We start from the raw sequence: 16,656 nt of genomic DNA, 5'->3' as shown, positions 1-16,656 counted from the left end.
CCCGACGCACAGCGCACACAGCGACACAGGGGGACGAAGGCGATGACGGCCGAGCTGGTCCGGGGGCAGAACCATCCGCTCCCCGAGGTCCGACTGGAGGTCCGCGTCTCGGCCGGCAAGCCGATCGTGGCCGGTGCCACGCTCAGCGACGAGCACGGCAAGGTGCACGGAGCGGACTGGGTGGCCCACCCGGGCGCGCCCACGCTGCCCGGCCTCAAGGTGTCCAGGCAGGCGGCGGCCGACCACCGTCTCGCCGTCGACCTGGACGCCGTGCCGCAGGCCGTGCACCGGGTGAGCGTGCTGCTCGCGCTGCCGTCCGGAGTCGGGGGCCCGGTCCGGTTCGGGGCCGTCGCCGCTCCCTTTCTCGCGGTCACCTGCCTCGACGGCACCGAGGTCGCCAGTTACACCATCACCGGTCTGGACTCCGAGTCGGCCGTGGTGGCCCTGGAGCTCTACCGTCGGCAGGGCGCCTGGAAGGTCCGCGCGGTCGGCCAGGGGTACGCGGGCGGCCTCGCGGAACTCCTCACCGACCAGGGCTTGCCGGAGGCCCGGCAACTCGCGGGCAGCATCAACGAGGCGGTGGCCCAGGGGCTCGCCCGCGCGGTGGCGGCGCCCCCGCCGCGGACCCCCGACGCCGACCGTCACCGGCACGCCGCCGCCCCCGCGCCGGGCCCTGACCAGACCCACGGCGGCGCCGCACACCAGGGCACCTCCGGGAGCGCATCGCCGCAGCAGAGCCCCTACGGCACCTCGGAACCCCAGGGTGCCGCCTCCCCCTACTCGACGGCAGCCGCCCAGGACGCCTCGTCGCCCTACACGGTCGGCCCGCAGGAACCCGCCCGATCCGATCACGGCGCGGGATCGCAGCCGGGCCCCGCGCCGACGGACCCGCCCGCCGCAGCCACTGCGGGCGGCCCCATCAACTACACGCACCCGGGTCGGCGGACCGCGGCGCCTCCGCCACCACCACCGACCGCGCCTCTGGGCCAGCCAGGACAGCCCACGCAGCCCGTCGCCGGTGACGCCACCGGCTGGTCCATGGACGAGCGCCTCTACAACCAGGTGTGGGGCATGTTCGAGGACCTGGCCCGCACCACGGCCGCCTACCGCAGCGCCGTCGACTTCGCCGACTCGCGCATGGAGCAGGAGCTCGACAAGGTCCTGTCCGACCCGCGCAGCCGCATCGGCGGCCAGGGCGACGCCGCGCGTGAGGCGGCCCGCGCCAAGCACACCCAGCTCCTCGACCGCGCCAGGGAAGCCTTCGACCGGGACCTCGCCCAGCTCAGGGCTGAGGCGGACGTCGTCGAGCCCGCGCTGCCCCCGGCGTACGCGCGCTGGGACAACCCTGTCTGGCACGGCTACCGGGTCCCGATGGAGACCCCCATGGCCCTGCGTCTGGGCGACCTCCACCTGCCCGAGAGCGACAACCTGAGAATCCCGATGCTGGTCCGCCTGCCGCTGGAGCGGGGCCTGTGGATCGACAGCGGCCCGGAATCCGGCCACGCATCGTTCGCCGACTCCGGCGAACTGCGCGCCCTCGCCCTGGAGACGGCGACCGCACTCGCGGCGCGGATCCTCGCGGTCCATCCGCCGGGCGAGTTCTCGGTGCACGTCATCGACCCTGCCGGTACGGGCGCGTCCGCCTTCGCGCCGCTGGTGCAGACCGGTGTGCTCGCGGCTTCGCCCGCCGTCGGCGCCGCGGGCGTGGCCGACGTGCTGGCGCGGCTCACCCAGCGCGTCGACCTGGTGCAGATGGCGGTGCGCGGTGGCGCGCCCGACGCACTGCCCCCGGGTATCGACCCGTCCGAACAACTGCTGATCGTCAACGACTTCCCGCACGGCTTCGACGACCGGGCCGTCACACAACTGCGTTACCTCGCGGACGAGGGCCCGGCCGTGGGGGTGCACCTGATGATGGTCGCCGACCGTCAGGACGCCGCCGCGTACGGGCCGTTGCTCGACCCGCTCTGGCGTTCGCTGCTGCGACTCACTCCCGTGCCCGACGACCACCTCGCCGACCCCTGGGTGGGGCACGCCTGGACGTACGAGCCGGCGCTCGTCCCGGCGGGCAGCCAGGTCCTGCAGCACGTCCTCACCCAGGTCGCGACGGCTCGCCGCTCCTGGAACCGTTGACCCGACCGAGCGATGCGCCAAGCCTGGCCAAAGCCTGTTTGACCAGCAGTTTTGGATCTTCTTTTACCAGCCGCTTTACCTTTCCTTGGTGATTCGAGTACTCTTTTCCGTACGGAGGGGAGTACTCCCTACCAGTTGCGGCGTACCCGTCAATACGGATCTGGCCAGATCCCGGGGCGTCGGCCCGGCGGCACCAGGCGTGTCAGACGCCAGCGGTGGCACGGGTGGAAGAGACCTCCGGCAGCGACGACGCTGACTTTGCCGTTACGTACTGCCGGAGGCGCAGTGGATGTTTCCACGACCCTGTGGGTCCTGACCATCGTGGGCCTTGCCGCCCTCATCGCGGTCGACTTCTTCATCGGCCGCAAGCCCCATGACGTATCAATCAAGGAAGCCGGGATCTGGACGATCGTCTGGATCGTCTTGGCCGCGCTCTTCGGACTCGGCCTGCTCGTCTTCGGCGGCGGCCAGCCCGCCGGGGAGTTCTTCGCCGGCTTCATCACCGAGAAGTCGCTGAGCGTCGACAACCTCTTCGTCTTCGTCCTGATCATGGCGAAGTTCTCGGTGCCCTCGCAGTACCAGCAGCGCGTACTGCTGATCGGCGTACTGATAGCCCTCGTGCTCCGCGCGGTCTTCATCGCCGCGGGTGCCGCGATCCTCTCCAGCTTTGCCTGGGTCTTCTACATCTTCGGAGCCTTCCTGATCTACACCGCCTGGAAGCTGATCCAGGAGGCCAGGGCCGACGAGTCCGAGGAGGAGTGGGAGGAGAACAAGCTGCTCAAGGCCGCCGAGAGGCGCTTCGGGGTCGCGGACCGCTACCACGGCACCAAGCTGTGGATCGAGCAGAACGGCAAGCGCGTCATGACGCCGATGCTGGTCGTGATGCTCGCCATCGGTACGACGGATGTGCTCTTCGCGCTCGACTCCATCCCGGCGATCTTCGGTCTGACCCAGGACCCGTACATCGTGTTCACGGCCAACGCGTTCGCGCTGATGGGCCTGCGCCAGCTGTACTTCCTCATCGGCGGCCTGCTGAAGAAGCTGGTCCACCTCTCCTACGGCCTGTCGGTGATCCTCGGCTTCATCGGTGTGAAGCTGGTGCTGCACGCCCTGCACGAGTCCGGGGTCCATGTCCCCGAGATCTCCATACCGGTCTCGCTCGGTGTGATCTGCTCGGTCCTGATCGTCACCACGATCACCAGCCTGATGGCTTCCAAGAAGCAGGCGGCGGCCGAGGCGGCGCAGAAGGAGACCGAAGGTGCTCCGCAGGACAGCGTCGAGGCCGGACGGCCTCAGGCGTAGCGACAGTAAGCACCGGGAGCGGTGGCCGCATTGCCGGCCACCGCTCCCGGTGCTTGCCGCCGTAGTGTTCGTCTCAGTCGGCAGTCGCGGCGGTGGGCGCCTGCGTCACCCGGCCGCTGCCTCGCCGGCGGTGGTTTCTGCCGCGACCACCCGCACCGGTCGCGTCTCCGGCAGCAGCGCGAAGCAGCCGAGGCTCAGCAGAGCGATCCCCGTCAGATACGCGGCCACACCCCAGGGAGTCCCCTCGCCCTGGGCCACGGCCGTGGCCACGATCGGTGTCAGCGCGCCGCCGAGCACTCCGCCAAGGTTGTAACCCACGGCGGCCCCCGTGCAGCGCACACGGGGCTCGTACAGCTCCGGCAGATACGCGGCGATCACGGCGAACATGGTGATGAACGCGAGCATCGCCACCAGGAAGCCGAAGAACATCAGCAGCGGCTCACCGGTCGCCAGGAGACTCACCATGGGGAACATCCACAGTGCGGTCGCCGTACAGCCGACCAGACACATCGGCCGCCGGCCGAACCGGTCACCGAGCATCGCCGCCAACGGCGTCAGCGCGCCCTTCACGACCACGGCGGCCATGATGCAGGCCAGCATGACCGTACGGTCCACGCCGAGCCGTTCGGTGGCGTACGCGAGGGACCAGGTCGTCACCGCGTAGAACACGGCATACCCGATCGCGAGCGCCCCCGCCGTCAGCAGCACCAGCCGCCAGTGACCGCGCGCCACTTCGGCGAGCGGTACGCGCGCGTGGTCGTCGATACCGAGAAACTGAGGGCTCTCGGCGAGCGAGGAGCGCAGCCACAGCCCGGCGAGGGCCAGTACTCCCGCCGCACAGAACGGCACCCGCCAGCCCCAGGCCGCGAACTGGGCGTCCGACAGCGTCGCCGACAGCAGCAGCATCACGCCGTTGGCCAGCAAGAACCCCACCGCCGGGCCGACCTGGGGGAAGCTCGACCACAGCCCGCGCCGCTCGGCGGGCGCGTGCTCCGCCGTCAGCAGCACCGCACCACCCCACTCCCCGCCGAGGCCGAGCCCCTGCAGGAAACGCAAGCCGAGCAGGAGCGCGGGCGCGGCCACACCGATCGAGTCGTACGTCGGGACACAGCCGACGGCGACCGTCGCCGCGCCGGTCAACAGCAGCGAGCCGACGAGGACCGGTCGTCGCCCGTGCCGGTCCCCGATGTGCCCGAACAGCACCGATCCCAGGGGACGTGCCACGAAGCCGACGCCGAAGGTCGCGAAAGCCGCGAGTATGCCCGCCACCGGCGAGAACGTCGGGAAGAACAGCGGTCCCAGGACCAGTGCGGCCGCGGTGCCGTACACGAAGAAGTCATAGAACTCGATGGCCGTCCCGGCCAGCGAGGCGGACGCGAGCCGCAACATGGAGGGCGGTTTCACGGTGTGTGCATGGCGCATGCCGCGTCAACTACCCACGGTGATCGCCGGTTACGGGGGCGCACGGTGGCTCGTACGACGTGAGTAGGTCTCAGTACGTCACCGTGATGCGCCGGGCGGGTTTGTTCGCGCGAATCACGCCCCCATGGAGGATGACGACCGGTCATGTCCGGGGCGTATATCCGCTGCGCGCGCAGGACGGCCTCCCGCTCACTGCTCGGGAACGGTAGGCGGGAGTCGTCATGTGGTCCGGGCCCGTGGCGTGTCAGTACACCGTGATAGACCGGGTCTGAGCAGCGGCCTCCACCGGGCCGCTCCCGCCCACCGGACCGGAGGAACCGTGCCTCGCACCCTCGCCAACGCCCCGATCATGATCCTCAACGGGCCCAACCTGAACCTCCTCGGCCAGCGCCAGCCCGAGATCTACGGCTCCGACACGCTCGCCGACGTGGAAGCCCTGTGCGCCAAGGCCGCGGCCGCGCACGGCGGCACGGTGGACTTCCGGCAGTCCAACCACGAGGGCGAGCTCGTCGACTGGATCCACGAGGCGCGCCTGAACCACGCCGGCATCGTCATCAACCCGGGCGCCTACTCGCACACCTCGGTCGCGATCCTGGACGCGCTCAACACCTGTGACGGCCTGCCCGTGCTGGAGGTCCACATCTCCAACATCCACAAACGCGAGGAGTTCCGGCACCACTCCTATGTCTCGCTCCGCGCGGACGGGGTCATCGCGGGCTGCGGGGTTCAGGGATACGTGTTCGGGGTGGAGCGCGTCGCGGCGCTGGTGGGGGCCGGGCAGGAGGGCGCCTGACCCGGCACACGGACCGGGTCGGGTCCGCGGGCCCCGTTCAGAGACGTCCGGCGTCCATGACCCGCCGCAGGAAGCGCCGAGTGCGCTCCTGCCGCGGCTCTCCGAAGACCTGCTCGGCGGTGCCGCGCTCCAGCACCACACCGCCGTCCAGGAAGCACACCTGGTCCGCGACCTCGCGGGCGAAACCCATCTCGTGCGTCGCCAGCACCATGGTCATGCCCTCGCCCTTGAGATCCCGGACGACGGTGAGGACCTCGCCCACGAGTTCGGGGTCGAGGGCGGCGGTGATCTCGTCGAGGAGGAGCAGCCGGGGCCGCACGGCCAACGCGCGGACGATGGCGACCCGTTGCTGCTGCCCGCCGCTCAGCCGGTCGGGGTACTCGCCCGCCTTGGCGCCGAGCCCGAGCCGCTCCAGCAGCTCCCGGGCACGCTCCTCGGCTTCCGCGCGGGCCACGCCGTGGACGCGGCGGGGGGCGAGGGTGATGTTCTCCAGGACGGTCATGTGCGGGAAGAGGTTGTACGCCTGGAAGACCACGCCGATCCGGCGGCGCACGGCGTCCTGGTCGGCCCGCGGGTCGGTGATCTCCTCACCGTCCAGCCAGATCGCCCCGTCGTCGATCTCCTCCAGGAGGTTGGCGCAGCGCAGTAGCGTCGACTTGCCGGACCCGGAGGCGCCGATCAGCGCGGTCACCGTGTGCGGGGCGACCTCCAGATCGACATCGCGCAGGACGACCGTACCGCCGAAGGTTTTGCGGACGGACTCCATCCGCAACACCGAGGACTGCTCCGCAAACTCACTCATGGCGTGCCTCCCTGGGCCCGGCGCCGGTCCATGCGGGCCGTGACCCAGTCCGTGAAGCGGGTCATCGGGATGGTCAGCGCGACGAAGACGAGCCCGGCGACGATGTACGGCGTGTAGTTGAGGCTGCGGCCCACGATGATGTCGGCCGCGCGCACGGCGTCGACCGCGCCGCCGATCGACACGAGCCCGGTGTCCTTCTGCAGCGACACCAGGTCATTGAGCAGCGGCGGCACCTGGCGGCGCACCGCCTGGGGGAGGACGACATGCCGCAGTGCCTGCCGGTTGGTCAGGCCGAGAGAGCGTGCCGCCGCCCGTTGCGAGGGGTGCACGGACTCGATGCCGGCGCGGAACACCTCGGCGACGTACGCCGAGTACGTCAGCGTCAGTGCGGTACCGCCCAGCAGCACCGGGTCGACGGTCACGCCCTGCAGCCGCAGAGCCGGGACGCCCAGGACGACGATCATCAAAGTGATGATGAGCGGTAGTCCGCGGAAGAAGTCGGTGTACGCGGCGGCCAGCGCCCGCACAGGGAAGAAGACCGGGCCGGGCAGGGTGCGCGCGATGGCGATGAGCATGCCCAGGACGAGCACCGCGGCACCGCACACCAGCAGCAGCCGGACGTTGAGCCACAGGCCTTCGAGGACCTGAGGGAACGCCTCACGCGCGTACTCCCAGTTGAAGAAGGTCTCCCTGGTACGTGGCCAGCCGGGCGCGTTGACGACGATCAGGTAGAGCAGCGCACCTGTGCCCAGGGTCGAGAGCGCGGCGATCGCCGTCGCGCGGCGGGCACGGGCACGCTTGTAGGCCTCGCGCTCGATCCGTCGCGGGGAGGGGACGTACGCGCCGTGCCCGTCCCGCGTGCCGCCCGGATTGTCCTGCCCGGACTGCTCCTTCACGACCGTCACTTGAGCACCGGGGCGTCGACGGCGTCGGACAGCCACTGCTTCTCGATCCGTGCCAGCGTGCCGTCCTCGCGGAGGGCGTCCACGGCGTCCGTCACGCACGACGTGAGCGCGCTGCCCTTGTCGAGGACGAGGCCGAACTGCTCCGGCGTGCCACCCCGGTTCTCGAACTGCCCCACGATCCTCGCGTCCGTCACCTCGGCCGCGGTGATGTAGAAGGCGGTCGGCAGGTCCACCACGACGGCGTCGACCTGGCCGTTCTTCAGCGCGGCCTTGGCCTGGTCGTTCTTCGCGAAGGCGGCGGCGTCCTGACGGGGCCTCACCACATCGTTGATGGAGGCGAGGCTGGTGGTGCCGACCTGGGCGCCCAGCTTCACATCCTTGAGGCCGGCGATGCTCGTGGCCTTGGCGGCCTTGGAGTCCTTCAGCGCGACGACGGCCTGGCGCACGTCGTAGTAGCCGGACGAGAAGTCCACGGCGTTCTTGCGCTCCTCACTGATCGACACCTGGTTGATGTCGAAGTCGAATGTCTTCTCACCGGGTGCGAAAGCCTTGTTGAAGGGCACGGTCTGCCAGACCACGTCGGCCTTGTCGTACCCGAGTTGCTTCGCCACGGCGTAGGCGACGGCTGACTCGAAGCCCTCGCCGCTCGCGGGATCGTCGTCCTTGAACCAGGGTTCGTACGCCGGTTTGTCGGTCGCGATCGTCAGCTTGCCGGACGTCGCGGTGTTCAACTCGCCCTTGGCGCAGGTCTCCTGGGCGGATCCGGAGGCCTTGTCGGAGGCGTTGTCGTCCGGCTGCGGGGCGCAGCCCACGGCGGCGGCGAGCAGGGCGACGGTGGCGGCGTAGGCGGCGCGGCGCAGGGCGCGAGGCGTTCCAGGGACGGCATGCATGGCGGGAGGGTGACAGTGAGGCGTCCCGTTTGTCGAGGTCACGGCGGCATTTGTCCGCATATCGAGAACGTGTGTTGCTGTTTCGTGAATGCTGGACGAGAAACCCAGAGGGGCCGCCGGCCGAGGGCGGGGCTTGAGCGGCCGGCGGCCCATACCGCGCAGGAGCCGTCATCCTGTGCGGACCACTTCCAGTGGACTGCGCCATTGACTGCGCCGGGAGCGCGCGAAGGGCACCAGCGTGTGCGGTCGGTTCACACGGGGCGCGTGCGGCGTGTGCTCGGCAGTGTGCGCCGGGGTCGTGCACCAACTGCCGCCCCGGCATCGGGGACTTCAGGGGTGGGACCGCCAGGGGTCACCAGCCCCGTGCGTGCCACTCCGGAAGGTGCGGACGCTCCGCGCCCAGCGTCGTGTCGTTGCCGTGGCCGGGGTAGACCCACGTCTCGTCCGGGAGCGCGTCGAAGATCTTCGTCTCGACGTCGTGGATCAGACGGGCGAACGCCTTCGGGTCCTTACGTGTGTTGCCCACACCTCCCGGGAAGAGGCAGTCCCCTGTGAACACATGGGGGTGCCCGTGCGGGTCGTCGTAGACGAGCGCGATCGAGCCGGGGGTGTGGCCCACCAGGTGGCGTGCGGTCAGCTCGACGCGCCCCACCCGGATCGTGTCGCCGTCGTCGACCGGGACGTCGGTCGGCACCGGGATACCGTCGGCGTCGTCCCGGCCCGCGTACGTACGCGCGCGCGTGGCCGCCACGACCTCGGCGAGCGCCTGCCAGTGGTCGCCGTGCTGATGCGTGGTGACGACGGACGCGATGCCGTCGTCGCCGATCAGCGTGAGCAGCGTGTCCGCGTCGTTCGCCGCGTCGATCAGCAACTGCTCGTCGGTGGCCCGGCAGCGCAGCAGGTACGCGTTGTTGTTCATCGGGCCCACCGCGACCTTGGAGATCATCAGGTCCTGAAGTTCGTGCACATCCGCAGGGCCGCCGACCGTCACCGCTCCGCTGTACGTCATGGCCGCAAGCCTATAGCGGGGGCAGCGACGGGATCGCTCCTCCCTCGACGTGCAGTGCGGAGCCGTCGCGGCGGCCCGCCAGCCACCCGAGCAGGTCGGCCCGGTGGCCGCTGACCGTGAGCGCGGGAAGGGGTGGCTCGTAGCCGCTGGCGAGCTGGTCCGCGGAGACGGACTCGACGGCTCCGCTGGGGATCGCGCTCCCGTCGTCCTGTTTGATCAGCAGCGCGGGGACGTCGGGGTGGCCGCGGAACCGGGCGGCCAGGAAGTCGATCTCCCGCTGCGTGAATTCCTCCGGCAGGTCCTCCAGGTCGTACCCGATGCCGAGGTCCACATGGTGGAGCTCCACCTCGATCCAGCGCCGGAACGGAACCCTCGCGGCCTGGTCGGTCACGCCGTTGCGCAGCTCCACGGTGCGTGACCAGTCCGCGAAGACGGAGGCGGTCTCCTGGAAGCGGTCCGCGCTGTCGCGCACGTCGGCGAGCTGGACGTCCAGGGCGCGCGGTGCGTCCCGCTCGATGTCGGCGTCCCGGGCGGCCCCGGAGGCGTACATGGGGCGCCCCTGGAGGACGTTCACGAGGGCGTCCGCGTTGCGGGCGAGGTGGGCGAGGATGTGGCCCCGGGTCCAGCCGGGCAGTCGTGACGGTTCCGCGACGCGAGCGTTGTCCAGTTCGGCGGCTGCGGTGAGGAGCCGCTCGGTCGCGTCACGTACAGAGGCCAGGTCGTGTGCGTGATCCATCATGGCGCCGACCCTAGCTCCGCCACACGATGGGGTGAAGGATACGGGCCGATCCAGCAAATCGAATGCACGTGCTATATGGTCGGGTGCGGCGTCGGGCATGCTGGAAGGCCCGGAATTGTTGTCAACGGGGAAACAGGACCGGCGCTGTCAGTGGCTCCCCCTAGTCTGTGAAGGGCGGGGGCCCCGCCCCTGCTACTTCACTCAAGAAAGGTGCGGACCGGCGTGGCCGACCGTCTCATCGTCCGTGGCGCGCGCGAGCACAACCTGAAGAACGTCTCGCTCGACCTGCCGCGTGACTCGCTCATCGTCTTCACGGGCCTGTCGGGGTCGGGCAAGTCCTCGCTGGCCTTCGACACCATCTTCGCCGAGGGGCAGCGCCGCTACGTGGAGTCGCTGTCCTCGTACGCACGGCAGTTCCTCGGCCAGATGGACAAGCCGGACGTGGACTTCATCGAGGGTCTGTCCCCGGCTGTCTCCATCGACCAGAAGTCGACCTCGCGCAACCCGCGCTCGACAGTCGGCACCATCACCGAGGTCTACGACTATCTGCGCCTCCTCTTCGCGCGCATCGGCAAGCCGCACTGCCCCGAGTGCGGCCGCCCGATCTCGCGCCAGTCGCCGCAGGCCATCGTCGACAAGGTCCTGGAGCTGCCGGAGGGCAGCCGCTTCCAGGTGCTGTCGCCGCTGGTCCGCGAGCGCAAGGGCGAGTTCGTCGACCTCTTCGCGGACCTCCAGACCAAGGGCTACTCACGCGCGCGCGTGGACGGCCGGACCATCCAGCTGTCGGAGCCGCCGACGCTGAAGAAGCAGGAGAAGCACACCATCGAGGTGGTCGTCGACCGCCTGACCGTGAAGGACTCCGCCAAGCGCCGCCTCACCGACTCCGTGGAGACCGCCCTCGGCCTGTCCGGCGGCATGGTCGTGCTCGACTTCGTCGACCTCCCCGAGGACGACCCCGAGCGCGAGCGCATGTACTCGGAGCACCTGTACTGCGCGTACGACGACCTGTCCTTCGAGGAGCTGGAGCCCCGTTCCTTCTCCTTCAACTCGCCCTTCGGCGCCTGCCCGGACTGCACCGGTATCGGCACGCGTATGGAGGTCGACCCCGAGTTGATCGTCCCGGACGAGGACAAGTCACTCGACGAGGGCGCCATCCACCCCTGGTCGCACGGGCACACCAAGGACTACTTCGACCGCCAGATCGGTGCCCTCGCGGACGCCCTCGGATTCCGGACGGACATCCCCTACGCGGGCCTCCCGCAGCGCGCCAAGAAGGCCCTGCTCCACGGCCACAAGACGCAGATCGAGGTCCGCTACCGCAACCGGTACGGGCGCGAGCGCGTGTACATGGCGTCCTTCGAGGGTGCCGTCCGCTTCATCAAGCGCCGGCACAGCGAGGCCGAGAGCGACGCCAGCCGTGAGCGCTTCGAGGGCTACATGCGCGAGGTGCCCTGCCCCACCTGCCAGGGCACGCGCCTGAAGCCGATCGTCCTCGCGGTCACCGTCATGGAGAAGTCGATCGCCGAGGTCTCCGCGATGTCCATCAGCGACTGCGCGGACTTCCTGGGCGAGCTGAAGCTCAACGCCCGCGACAAGAAGATCGCCGAACGGGTGCTGAAGGAGGTCAACGAACGGCTGCGGTTCCTGGTCGACGTCGGCCTGGACTACCTCTCGCTGAACCGCGCGGCCGGCACCCTCTCCGGCGGCGAGGCCCAGCGCATCCGCCTGGCCACCCAGATCGGCTCCGGCCTCGTGGGCGTGCTGTACGTCCTCGACGAGCCGTCCATCGGCCTGCACCAGCGCGACAACCACCGGCTGATCGAGACCCTGGTCCGCCTGAGAGACATGGGCAACACGCTCATCGTCGTCGAGCACGACGAGGACACCATCAAGACCGCCGACTGGGTCGTCGACATCGGTCCCGGCGCGGGGGAGCACGGCGGCAAGGTCGTGCACAGCGGTCCCTTGAAGGAGCTGCTGGCCAACGCCGAGTCGATGACCGGGCAGTACCTGTCCGGCAAGAAGGAGATCACGCTCCCCGACATCCGCCGCCCCGTCGACCCGGGCCGCAGACTCACCGTGCACGGCGCCCGCGAGAACAACCTCCAGGACATCGACGTGTCCTTCCCCCTGGGCGTTCTCACGGCGGTCACGGGCGTGTCCGGCTCCGGCAAGTCGACACTGGTCAACGACATCCTGTACACGCACCTGGCCCGCGAGCTGAACGGCGCCCGGACCGTGCCCGGGCGGCACACGCGCGTGGACGGCGACGACCTCGTCGACAAGGTGGTCCACGTCGACCAGTCGCCCATCGGCCGGACCCCGCGCTCCAACCCGGCGACGTACACCGGGGTCTTCGACCACGTCCGCAAGCTGTTCGCCGAGACGACCGAGGCGAAGGTGCGCGGCTACCTGCCCGGTCGCTTCTCGTTCAACGTCAAGGGCGGCCGCTGCGAGAACTGCTCCGGTGACGGCACCATCAAGATCGAGATGAACTTCCTGCCGGACGTGTACGTCCCCTGCGAGGTCTGCCACGGGGCGCGCTACAACCGGGAGACCCTGGAGGTCCACTACAAGGGCAAGTCCATCTCCGAGGTCCTGGACATGCCGATCGAGGAGGCCCTCGGCTTCTTCGAGGCCGTGCCCGCGATCGCCCGCCATCTGAGGACGCTCAACGACGTCGGCCTCGGCTACGTCCGGCTCGGCCAGCCCGCACCCACCCTGTCCGGCGGTGAGGCGCAGCGCGTCAAGCTGGCCAGCGAACTGCAGAAGCGGTCCACCGGGCGCACGGTGTACGTCCTCGACGAGCCGACCACCGGTCTGCACTTCGAGGACATCAGCAAGCTCATCACGGTGCTGTCGGGCCTGGTCGACAAGGGCAACACGGTCATCGTCATCGAGCACAACCTCGATGTCATCAAGACCGCCGACTGGGTCGTCGACATGGGCCCCGAGGGCGGCAGCGGCGGCGGCCTCGTCATCGCCGAGGGCACGCCCGAGCAGGTCGCCGGGGTCCCGGCCAGCCACACGGGCAAGTTCCTGCGGGAGATCCTGGGCGCCGAGCGCGTCAGCGACGCCGCCCAGGTGAGGGCTCCGCGCAGGGCCGCCGCCAGGAAGACGGTCGCGGCCACACAAACGGCCAAGAAGACGGCGACGGCGAAGACCGCCAACAGCACGGCGAGCAAGAAGGCCGCCGCGGCCACGAAGAAGACGCCGCCCGCGAAGAAGACCGCGAAGACCACGAGGACACGCAAGGTCTGACCGGGCTCACCGGGCTCACCGGGACGCGCGAGGCGCGAGAGACGCACACCAACGGGCGGCGTCCCGCGGGAACTCCCCGCGGGACGCCGCCCGTTGTGCGCTGACCCCCACCCGCCGAAGAGCCGACAGCGAGTGCGGCAGTGCGGTGACGGTCACAGATCGCCCAGTTCGGTGGCGTACGGCGGTTCCGCGCCGGCCCGGGAACAGGTGATCGCAGCCGCACGTGCCGCGAACCGCAGGAGTCGCCTCCAGCCGTCGGCACCCAGACCCGCCAGCGCCTCGGACGACAGGGCGTCCCACGCGGACAGGCCGTGCAGCAGGGCCGCGTTGACCGTGTCGCCCGCACCGATGGTGTCCACGACGTCGACGCGTTCGCCGGGTACGGAAGTCTCGGCGCCGTCGCGGGTGAAGGCCGTCAGCCCGTCGCCGCCGTGGGTGATCACGACGGCCGAGGGGCCGGAGGCCAGCCACTCGCGCGGAGTGCCGCCGAGCCACCGGGCGTCCTCTTCGGAGAGCTTCAGCAGGGACACCGACGGCAACCAGCTCTTGAACCGGGCCCGGTAGGCGTCCGCGTCCGGGATCAGCCCTGCCCGGATGTTCGGGTCGAGCGCGGTGAACACCCCCTGCGCGGCGGCGGTCCGCATCAGCTCCTCGTACGCGCTCGCGCCGGGCTCCAGGACGAGCGAGCAGGTACCGAAGGAGACCGCCCTCGTGCCGGCGGGCAGGCGATCGGGGGCCTCGAACAGGCGGTCCGCCGTGCCCTCCACGTAGAAGGAGTACGCGGCCGAACCGCCGGCGTCTATGGAGGCCACGGCGAGGGTCGTGGGCTCTGTGCCGCGCTGCACGGGCGTCACCTCGACACCCGCCGTGCGCAGCCCGTCCAGCAGCGCCTCACCGAAGGCGTCGCGCGAGACACGGGAACAGAAGGCGGTGGGCGAGCCGAGGCGGCCGAGGGCCACCGCCGTGTTGTAGGGCCCGCCGCCGCGAGCGGGTTGCAGGCCCACGAGGGCGCCCGCACCCTGCGGCACCAGGTCGATCAGGGCCTCACCGGCGACGACGATCACGAGGGGGATCCTTTCTCGGAACTCTCCGGACACGGGGTGCTCTCCTGGCTCCCCGGACAGCCGCACGAACCGCGGTGGACGAACGTGGAGGGGAGCCGGACGGTGCGGGCCGGGTGCTCCGGCGCGGCGAGCCGCTCCAGCAGCAGCCGCAGGGCCTGCGCGCCGATCTCCTTGCTGGGCTGGGCGATCGCGGTGAGCCGTGGATGGAACAGATCCGCCCACGCGAAGTCGTCGAAGCAGCACAGCGCGACATCGCCGGGGACGGACACGCCCAGCTCGCCCATGGCACGCAGGGCGCCGATGGTCATGGCGTTGTTGCCGGTGACGAGCGCCGTCGGCGGGCTCGACCGGGTCAGCAGCTCACGGGTGACCCGCCGGGACACCTCCGCGTCGGAGTCACCTCGGGCCACGAGCCGCTCGTCGTAGGGGAGTCCCGCGGCCCGGAGTCCCCGCCGGTACCCGGTGATCCGCTCGCCCGTGGTACTGAGGCCGGGCAGTCCCGCGACCAGCCCGATACGCCGGTGACCGAGGTCGGCGAGATGTCTGACCAGCCGTGCCATGGGCGCGGTGTTCTCGGTGCAGACCTGATCGAAGCGGAACGGGTCGCCCTCGGGTGGGGTGACCAGCCGGTCCAGGAACACGGTCGGAACGTCGTGCCGGCGGAGGTAGTCCAGGAGCCCCTCCGGCCGTGCCGAGGGCGCGACGACCAGGCCGTCCACCCGCCGCTCGTGCAGGAGCTGGACCACCTTCCGCTCGTGCTCCGGGTCGTCGTGCGGATCGGCGATCAGCAGGCTGTAACCGTGCTCCAGCGCGCCGGCCTCGACGCCCTGGAGGATCTCCGTGAAGTACGGGTTGCTGACCGCCGACACGGCGAGCCCGATGGACCGCGTCCGCGAGGTCACCAGGGAACGGGCCAGGGTGTTGGGCGTGTAGCCGAGCGCCTCGATGGCGTCGAGGACCAGTTGGCGGGTCCCAGGGCGCACCGCGCGCGTGTTGTTCACGACGTGCGAGACGGTCGCCACGGACACACCCGCGTGCTGTGCGACGTCGACCATCGTGGCCACGACCGTTCCCCTCCTGGATCCAGTGGACTGCCCGGGCCGGAAGCTATCGCATTCGAGGCAGGACGTAAACGTTTACGCAAGCGTTTACGTGTGCAGCCGCAGACGCCCGCGCATGCAGGCGGCTTCAGCGGGAGGGAGAGGTGCCGGGACAGGTCACTCCCAGTCCCAGCCGATGCCCAGGATCCCGGAGCGGACACGGGGCTCGACCAGGTGGACCGAGCGGTGCCGGCGGTTCAGGACCAGCTCGTGATGGCCGCTGCGCGGGGCCGCCGCCGTGTGCTGGGTGAAGCGGTGGCAGCGCACGGGCAGGGCCCGCTCGTCGAAGTCGACCTGGAGCGCGTACTGCCCGCCCGAGCAGCCGAACCCGCGGACGTACTCGTGGGACACCCCGGCCGTGCCGTCCTCGACCCGGTACCGGAAGAGGCAGGTGTCCCCCGTGCGCAGCCGGATGTCGAAGAGCAGCTCCGCGACCAGCACCCCGGTGTCGTGGTGCCACCGCACACGCCCGGTGCGGCAGTTCTCCAGGGCGCGCACGGTCATGCGCTCCGGCGCGCATCCCGGGTCACCGTGGTGTACCGCCACATAGCGGTCCACGCCGTCTTTATGGGCCCGCACTATGTGGTGGGACTCGCGGGCCAGCAGTTCACGGCCCGGCCCGATCCATACCCGTTCGTGGTGGCCGATGGTGTGCAGGCCGTCGTCGAGCGACGACTCCAGTTCGGCCAGGAGCTGCTCCAGTACGCCCGACGCCTCGACGAGGGAGCGGTACGAGCGGCCCGCCGGACGTTCCGGGCCCAGGCGTTCCTCGGTCTCCGCGAGCAGCCGGATCAGCGACTCGTCGGGGACATGGAGGATCTCCTCCAGGGCGCGCACGGCCCGCAGGGACTCGGGACGCTGGGGCCGTCGGGCGCCCTGCTGCCAGTAGCTCAGGCTGGTCACGCCGACCTTGACCCCGTAGCGCGACAGATGGTGCTGGACGCGCTGCAGAGGCAGCCCGCGCGCGGCGATGGCGGCGCGCAGGGCGACATGGAAAGGGCCGCACCGCAAGGCCGTCTCCAGTTCCTCCGCGGTGAGGTCCGCCTCCGTCGTGAGGACGTCCGCGTGCTGTGTGCCGTGCCGCATGCAGGGGCCTTTCTGTCCGGGGGTTCGACGGCTGCTCGGACCGTTCGCGTGCGTCTGGTCGGGCGCCCGGTGGGCGCCGGGGCTCGGTGCGCCGGCGCTCCGTGCCCGCGTGTGGGCTGTTCACCGCGCCGGGCCACCCCGCATTGAAGC

General features: G+C 70.4%; 13 protein-coding genes. 4 read left to right on the top strand and 9 right to left on the bottom strand.

Annotation, left to right across the window (positions count from 1 at the left end):
- Positions 1-42: 42 nt before the first annotated feature.
- A complete protein-coding gene (locus IE262_RS05780) occupies positions 43-2,133 on the top strand; it encodes a TerD family protein (RefSeq protein WP_189871819.1) in 2,091 nt (696 codons plus the stop codon).
- Positions 2,134-2,418: 285 nt separating this feature from the next.
- Complete coding sequence (locus IE262_RS05775; protein WP_134041979.1) at positions 2,419-3,435, top strand: TerC family protein; 1,017 nt, start codon at positions 2,419-2,421, stop codon at positions 3,433-3,435.
- 105 nt (positions 3,436-3,540) lie between these two features.
- Here IE262_RS05775 and IE262_RS05770 read toward each other — a convergent pair whose 3' ends face one another.
- Positions 3,541-4,824 (bottom strand): MFS transporter, encoded by a 1,284-nt coding sequence (locus IE262_RS05770; RefSeq protein WP_189872817.1) that lies wholly within the window; start codon positions 4,822-4,824, stop codon positions 3,541-3,543.
- A gap of 352 nt (positions 4,825-5,176) precedes the next feature.
- Here IE262_RS05770 and aroQ point away from each other — a divergent pair, with 352 nt between their 5' ends.
- Complete coding sequence (gene aroQ / locus IE262_RS05765) at positions 5,177-5,650, top strand: type II 3-dehydroquinate dehydratase (protein ID WP_134041977.1); 474 nt, start codon at positions 5,177-5,179, stop codon at positions 5,648-5,650.
- A gap of 37 nt (positions 5,651-5,687) precedes the next feature.
- On the opposite strand, the gene IE262_RS05760 is transcribed toward aroQ, so the two are convergent.
- The 5 genes from IE262_RS05760 to IE262_RS05740 all read right to left on the bottom strand — a co-directional run bounded on the left by IE262_RS05760 (position 5,688) and on the right by IE262_RS05740 (position 9,995).
- Complete coding sequence (locus tag IE262_RS05760; RefSeq protein WP_229877120.1) at positions 5,688-6,452, bottom strand: amino acid ABC transporter ATP-binding protein; 765 nt, start codon at positions 6,450-6,452, stop codon at positions 5,688-5,690.
- Entirely contained in the window at positions 6,449-7,357 is a 909-nt protein-coding gene (locus IE262_RS05755) for an amino acid ABC transporter permease (protein WP_134041975.1), read from the bottom strand. The genes IE262_RS05760 and IE262_RS05755 overlap by 4 nt, the downstream gene beginning before the upstream one ends.
- Positions 7,354-8,247, bottom strand: coding sequence for an ABC transporter substrate-binding protein (locus IE262_RS05750; protein WP_189871817.1), 894 nt, complete (start codon positions 8,245-8,247; stop codon positions 7,354-7,356). The genes IE262_RS05755 and IE262_RS05750 overlap by 4 nt, the downstream gene beginning before the upstream one ends.
- A gap of 352 nt (positions 8,248-8,599) precedes the next feature.
- Positions 8,600-9,256 carry an MBL fold metallo-hydrolase gene (locus tag IE262_RS05745; RefSeq protein ID WP_189871815.1) on the bottom strand — a complete coding sequence of 219 codons (657 nt, stop codon included), beginning with the start codon at positions 9,254-9,256 and terminating at the stop codon, positions 8,600-8,602.
- Positions 9,257-9,266: 10 nt separating this feature from the next.
- Positions 9,267-9,995: a maleylpyruvate isomerase family mycothiol-dependent enzyme gene (locus IE262_RS05740; protein WP_134041969.1), complete on the bottom strand. Its 729-nt coding sequence runs from the start codon at positions 9,993-9,995 to the stop codon at positions 9,267-9,269.
- Between the two features lie 222 nt (positions 9,996-10,217).
- Here IE262_RS05740 and uvrA point away from each other — a divergent pair, with 222 nt between their 5' ends.
- Positions 10,218-13,256, top strand: a complete 3,039-nt coding sequence (gene uvrA / locus IE262_RS05735) for an excinuclease ABC subunit UvrA (protein WP_189871813.1) — start codon at positions 10,218-10,220, stop codon at positions 13,254-13,256.
- A gap of 152 nt (positions 13,257-13,408) precedes the next feature.
- Here the strand turns inward: uvrA and IE262_RS05730 are convergent, their stop codons facing one another.
- The 3 genes from IE262_RS05730 to IE262_RS05720 all read right to left on the bottom strand — a co-directional run bounded on the left by IE262_RS05730 (position 13,409) and on the right by IE262_RS05720 (position 16,506).
- The gene (locus IE262_RS05730; RefSeq protein ID WP_189871811.1) at positions 13,409-14,320 is read right to left on the bottom strand and encodes a carbohydrate kinase family protein; all 912 of its coding nucleotides are present in this window, start codon (positions 14,318-14,320) and stop codon (positions 13,409-13,411) included.
- Positions 14,317-15,384 carry a LacI family DNA-binding transcriptional regulator gene (locus tag IE262_RS05725; protein WP_134041963.1) on the bottom strand — a complete coding sequence of 356 codons (1,068 nt, stop codon included), beginning with the start codon at positions 15,382-15,384 and terminating at the stop codon, positions 14,317-14,319. The genes IE262_RS05730 and IE262_RS05725 overlap by 4 nt, the downstream gene beginning before the upstream one ends.
- 153 nt (positions 15,385-15,537) lie before the next feature.
- Complete coding sequence (locus IE262_RS05720; RefSeq protein WP_134041961.1) at positions 15,538-16,506, bottom strand: hypothetical protein; 969 nt, start codon at positions 16,504-16,506, stop codon at positions 15,538-15,540.
- Positions 16,507-16,656: the final 150 nt, after the last annotated feature.

It is taken from the genome of Streptomyces bluensis (assembly GCF_014650715.1).
Lineage (GTDB): Bacteria > Actinomycetota > Actinomycetes > Streptomycetales > Streptomycetaceae > Streptomyces > Streptomyces bluensis.
Note: the sequence above shows the minus strand (reverse complement) of the source record. Positions and strands in the feature narration are given on the sequence as shown.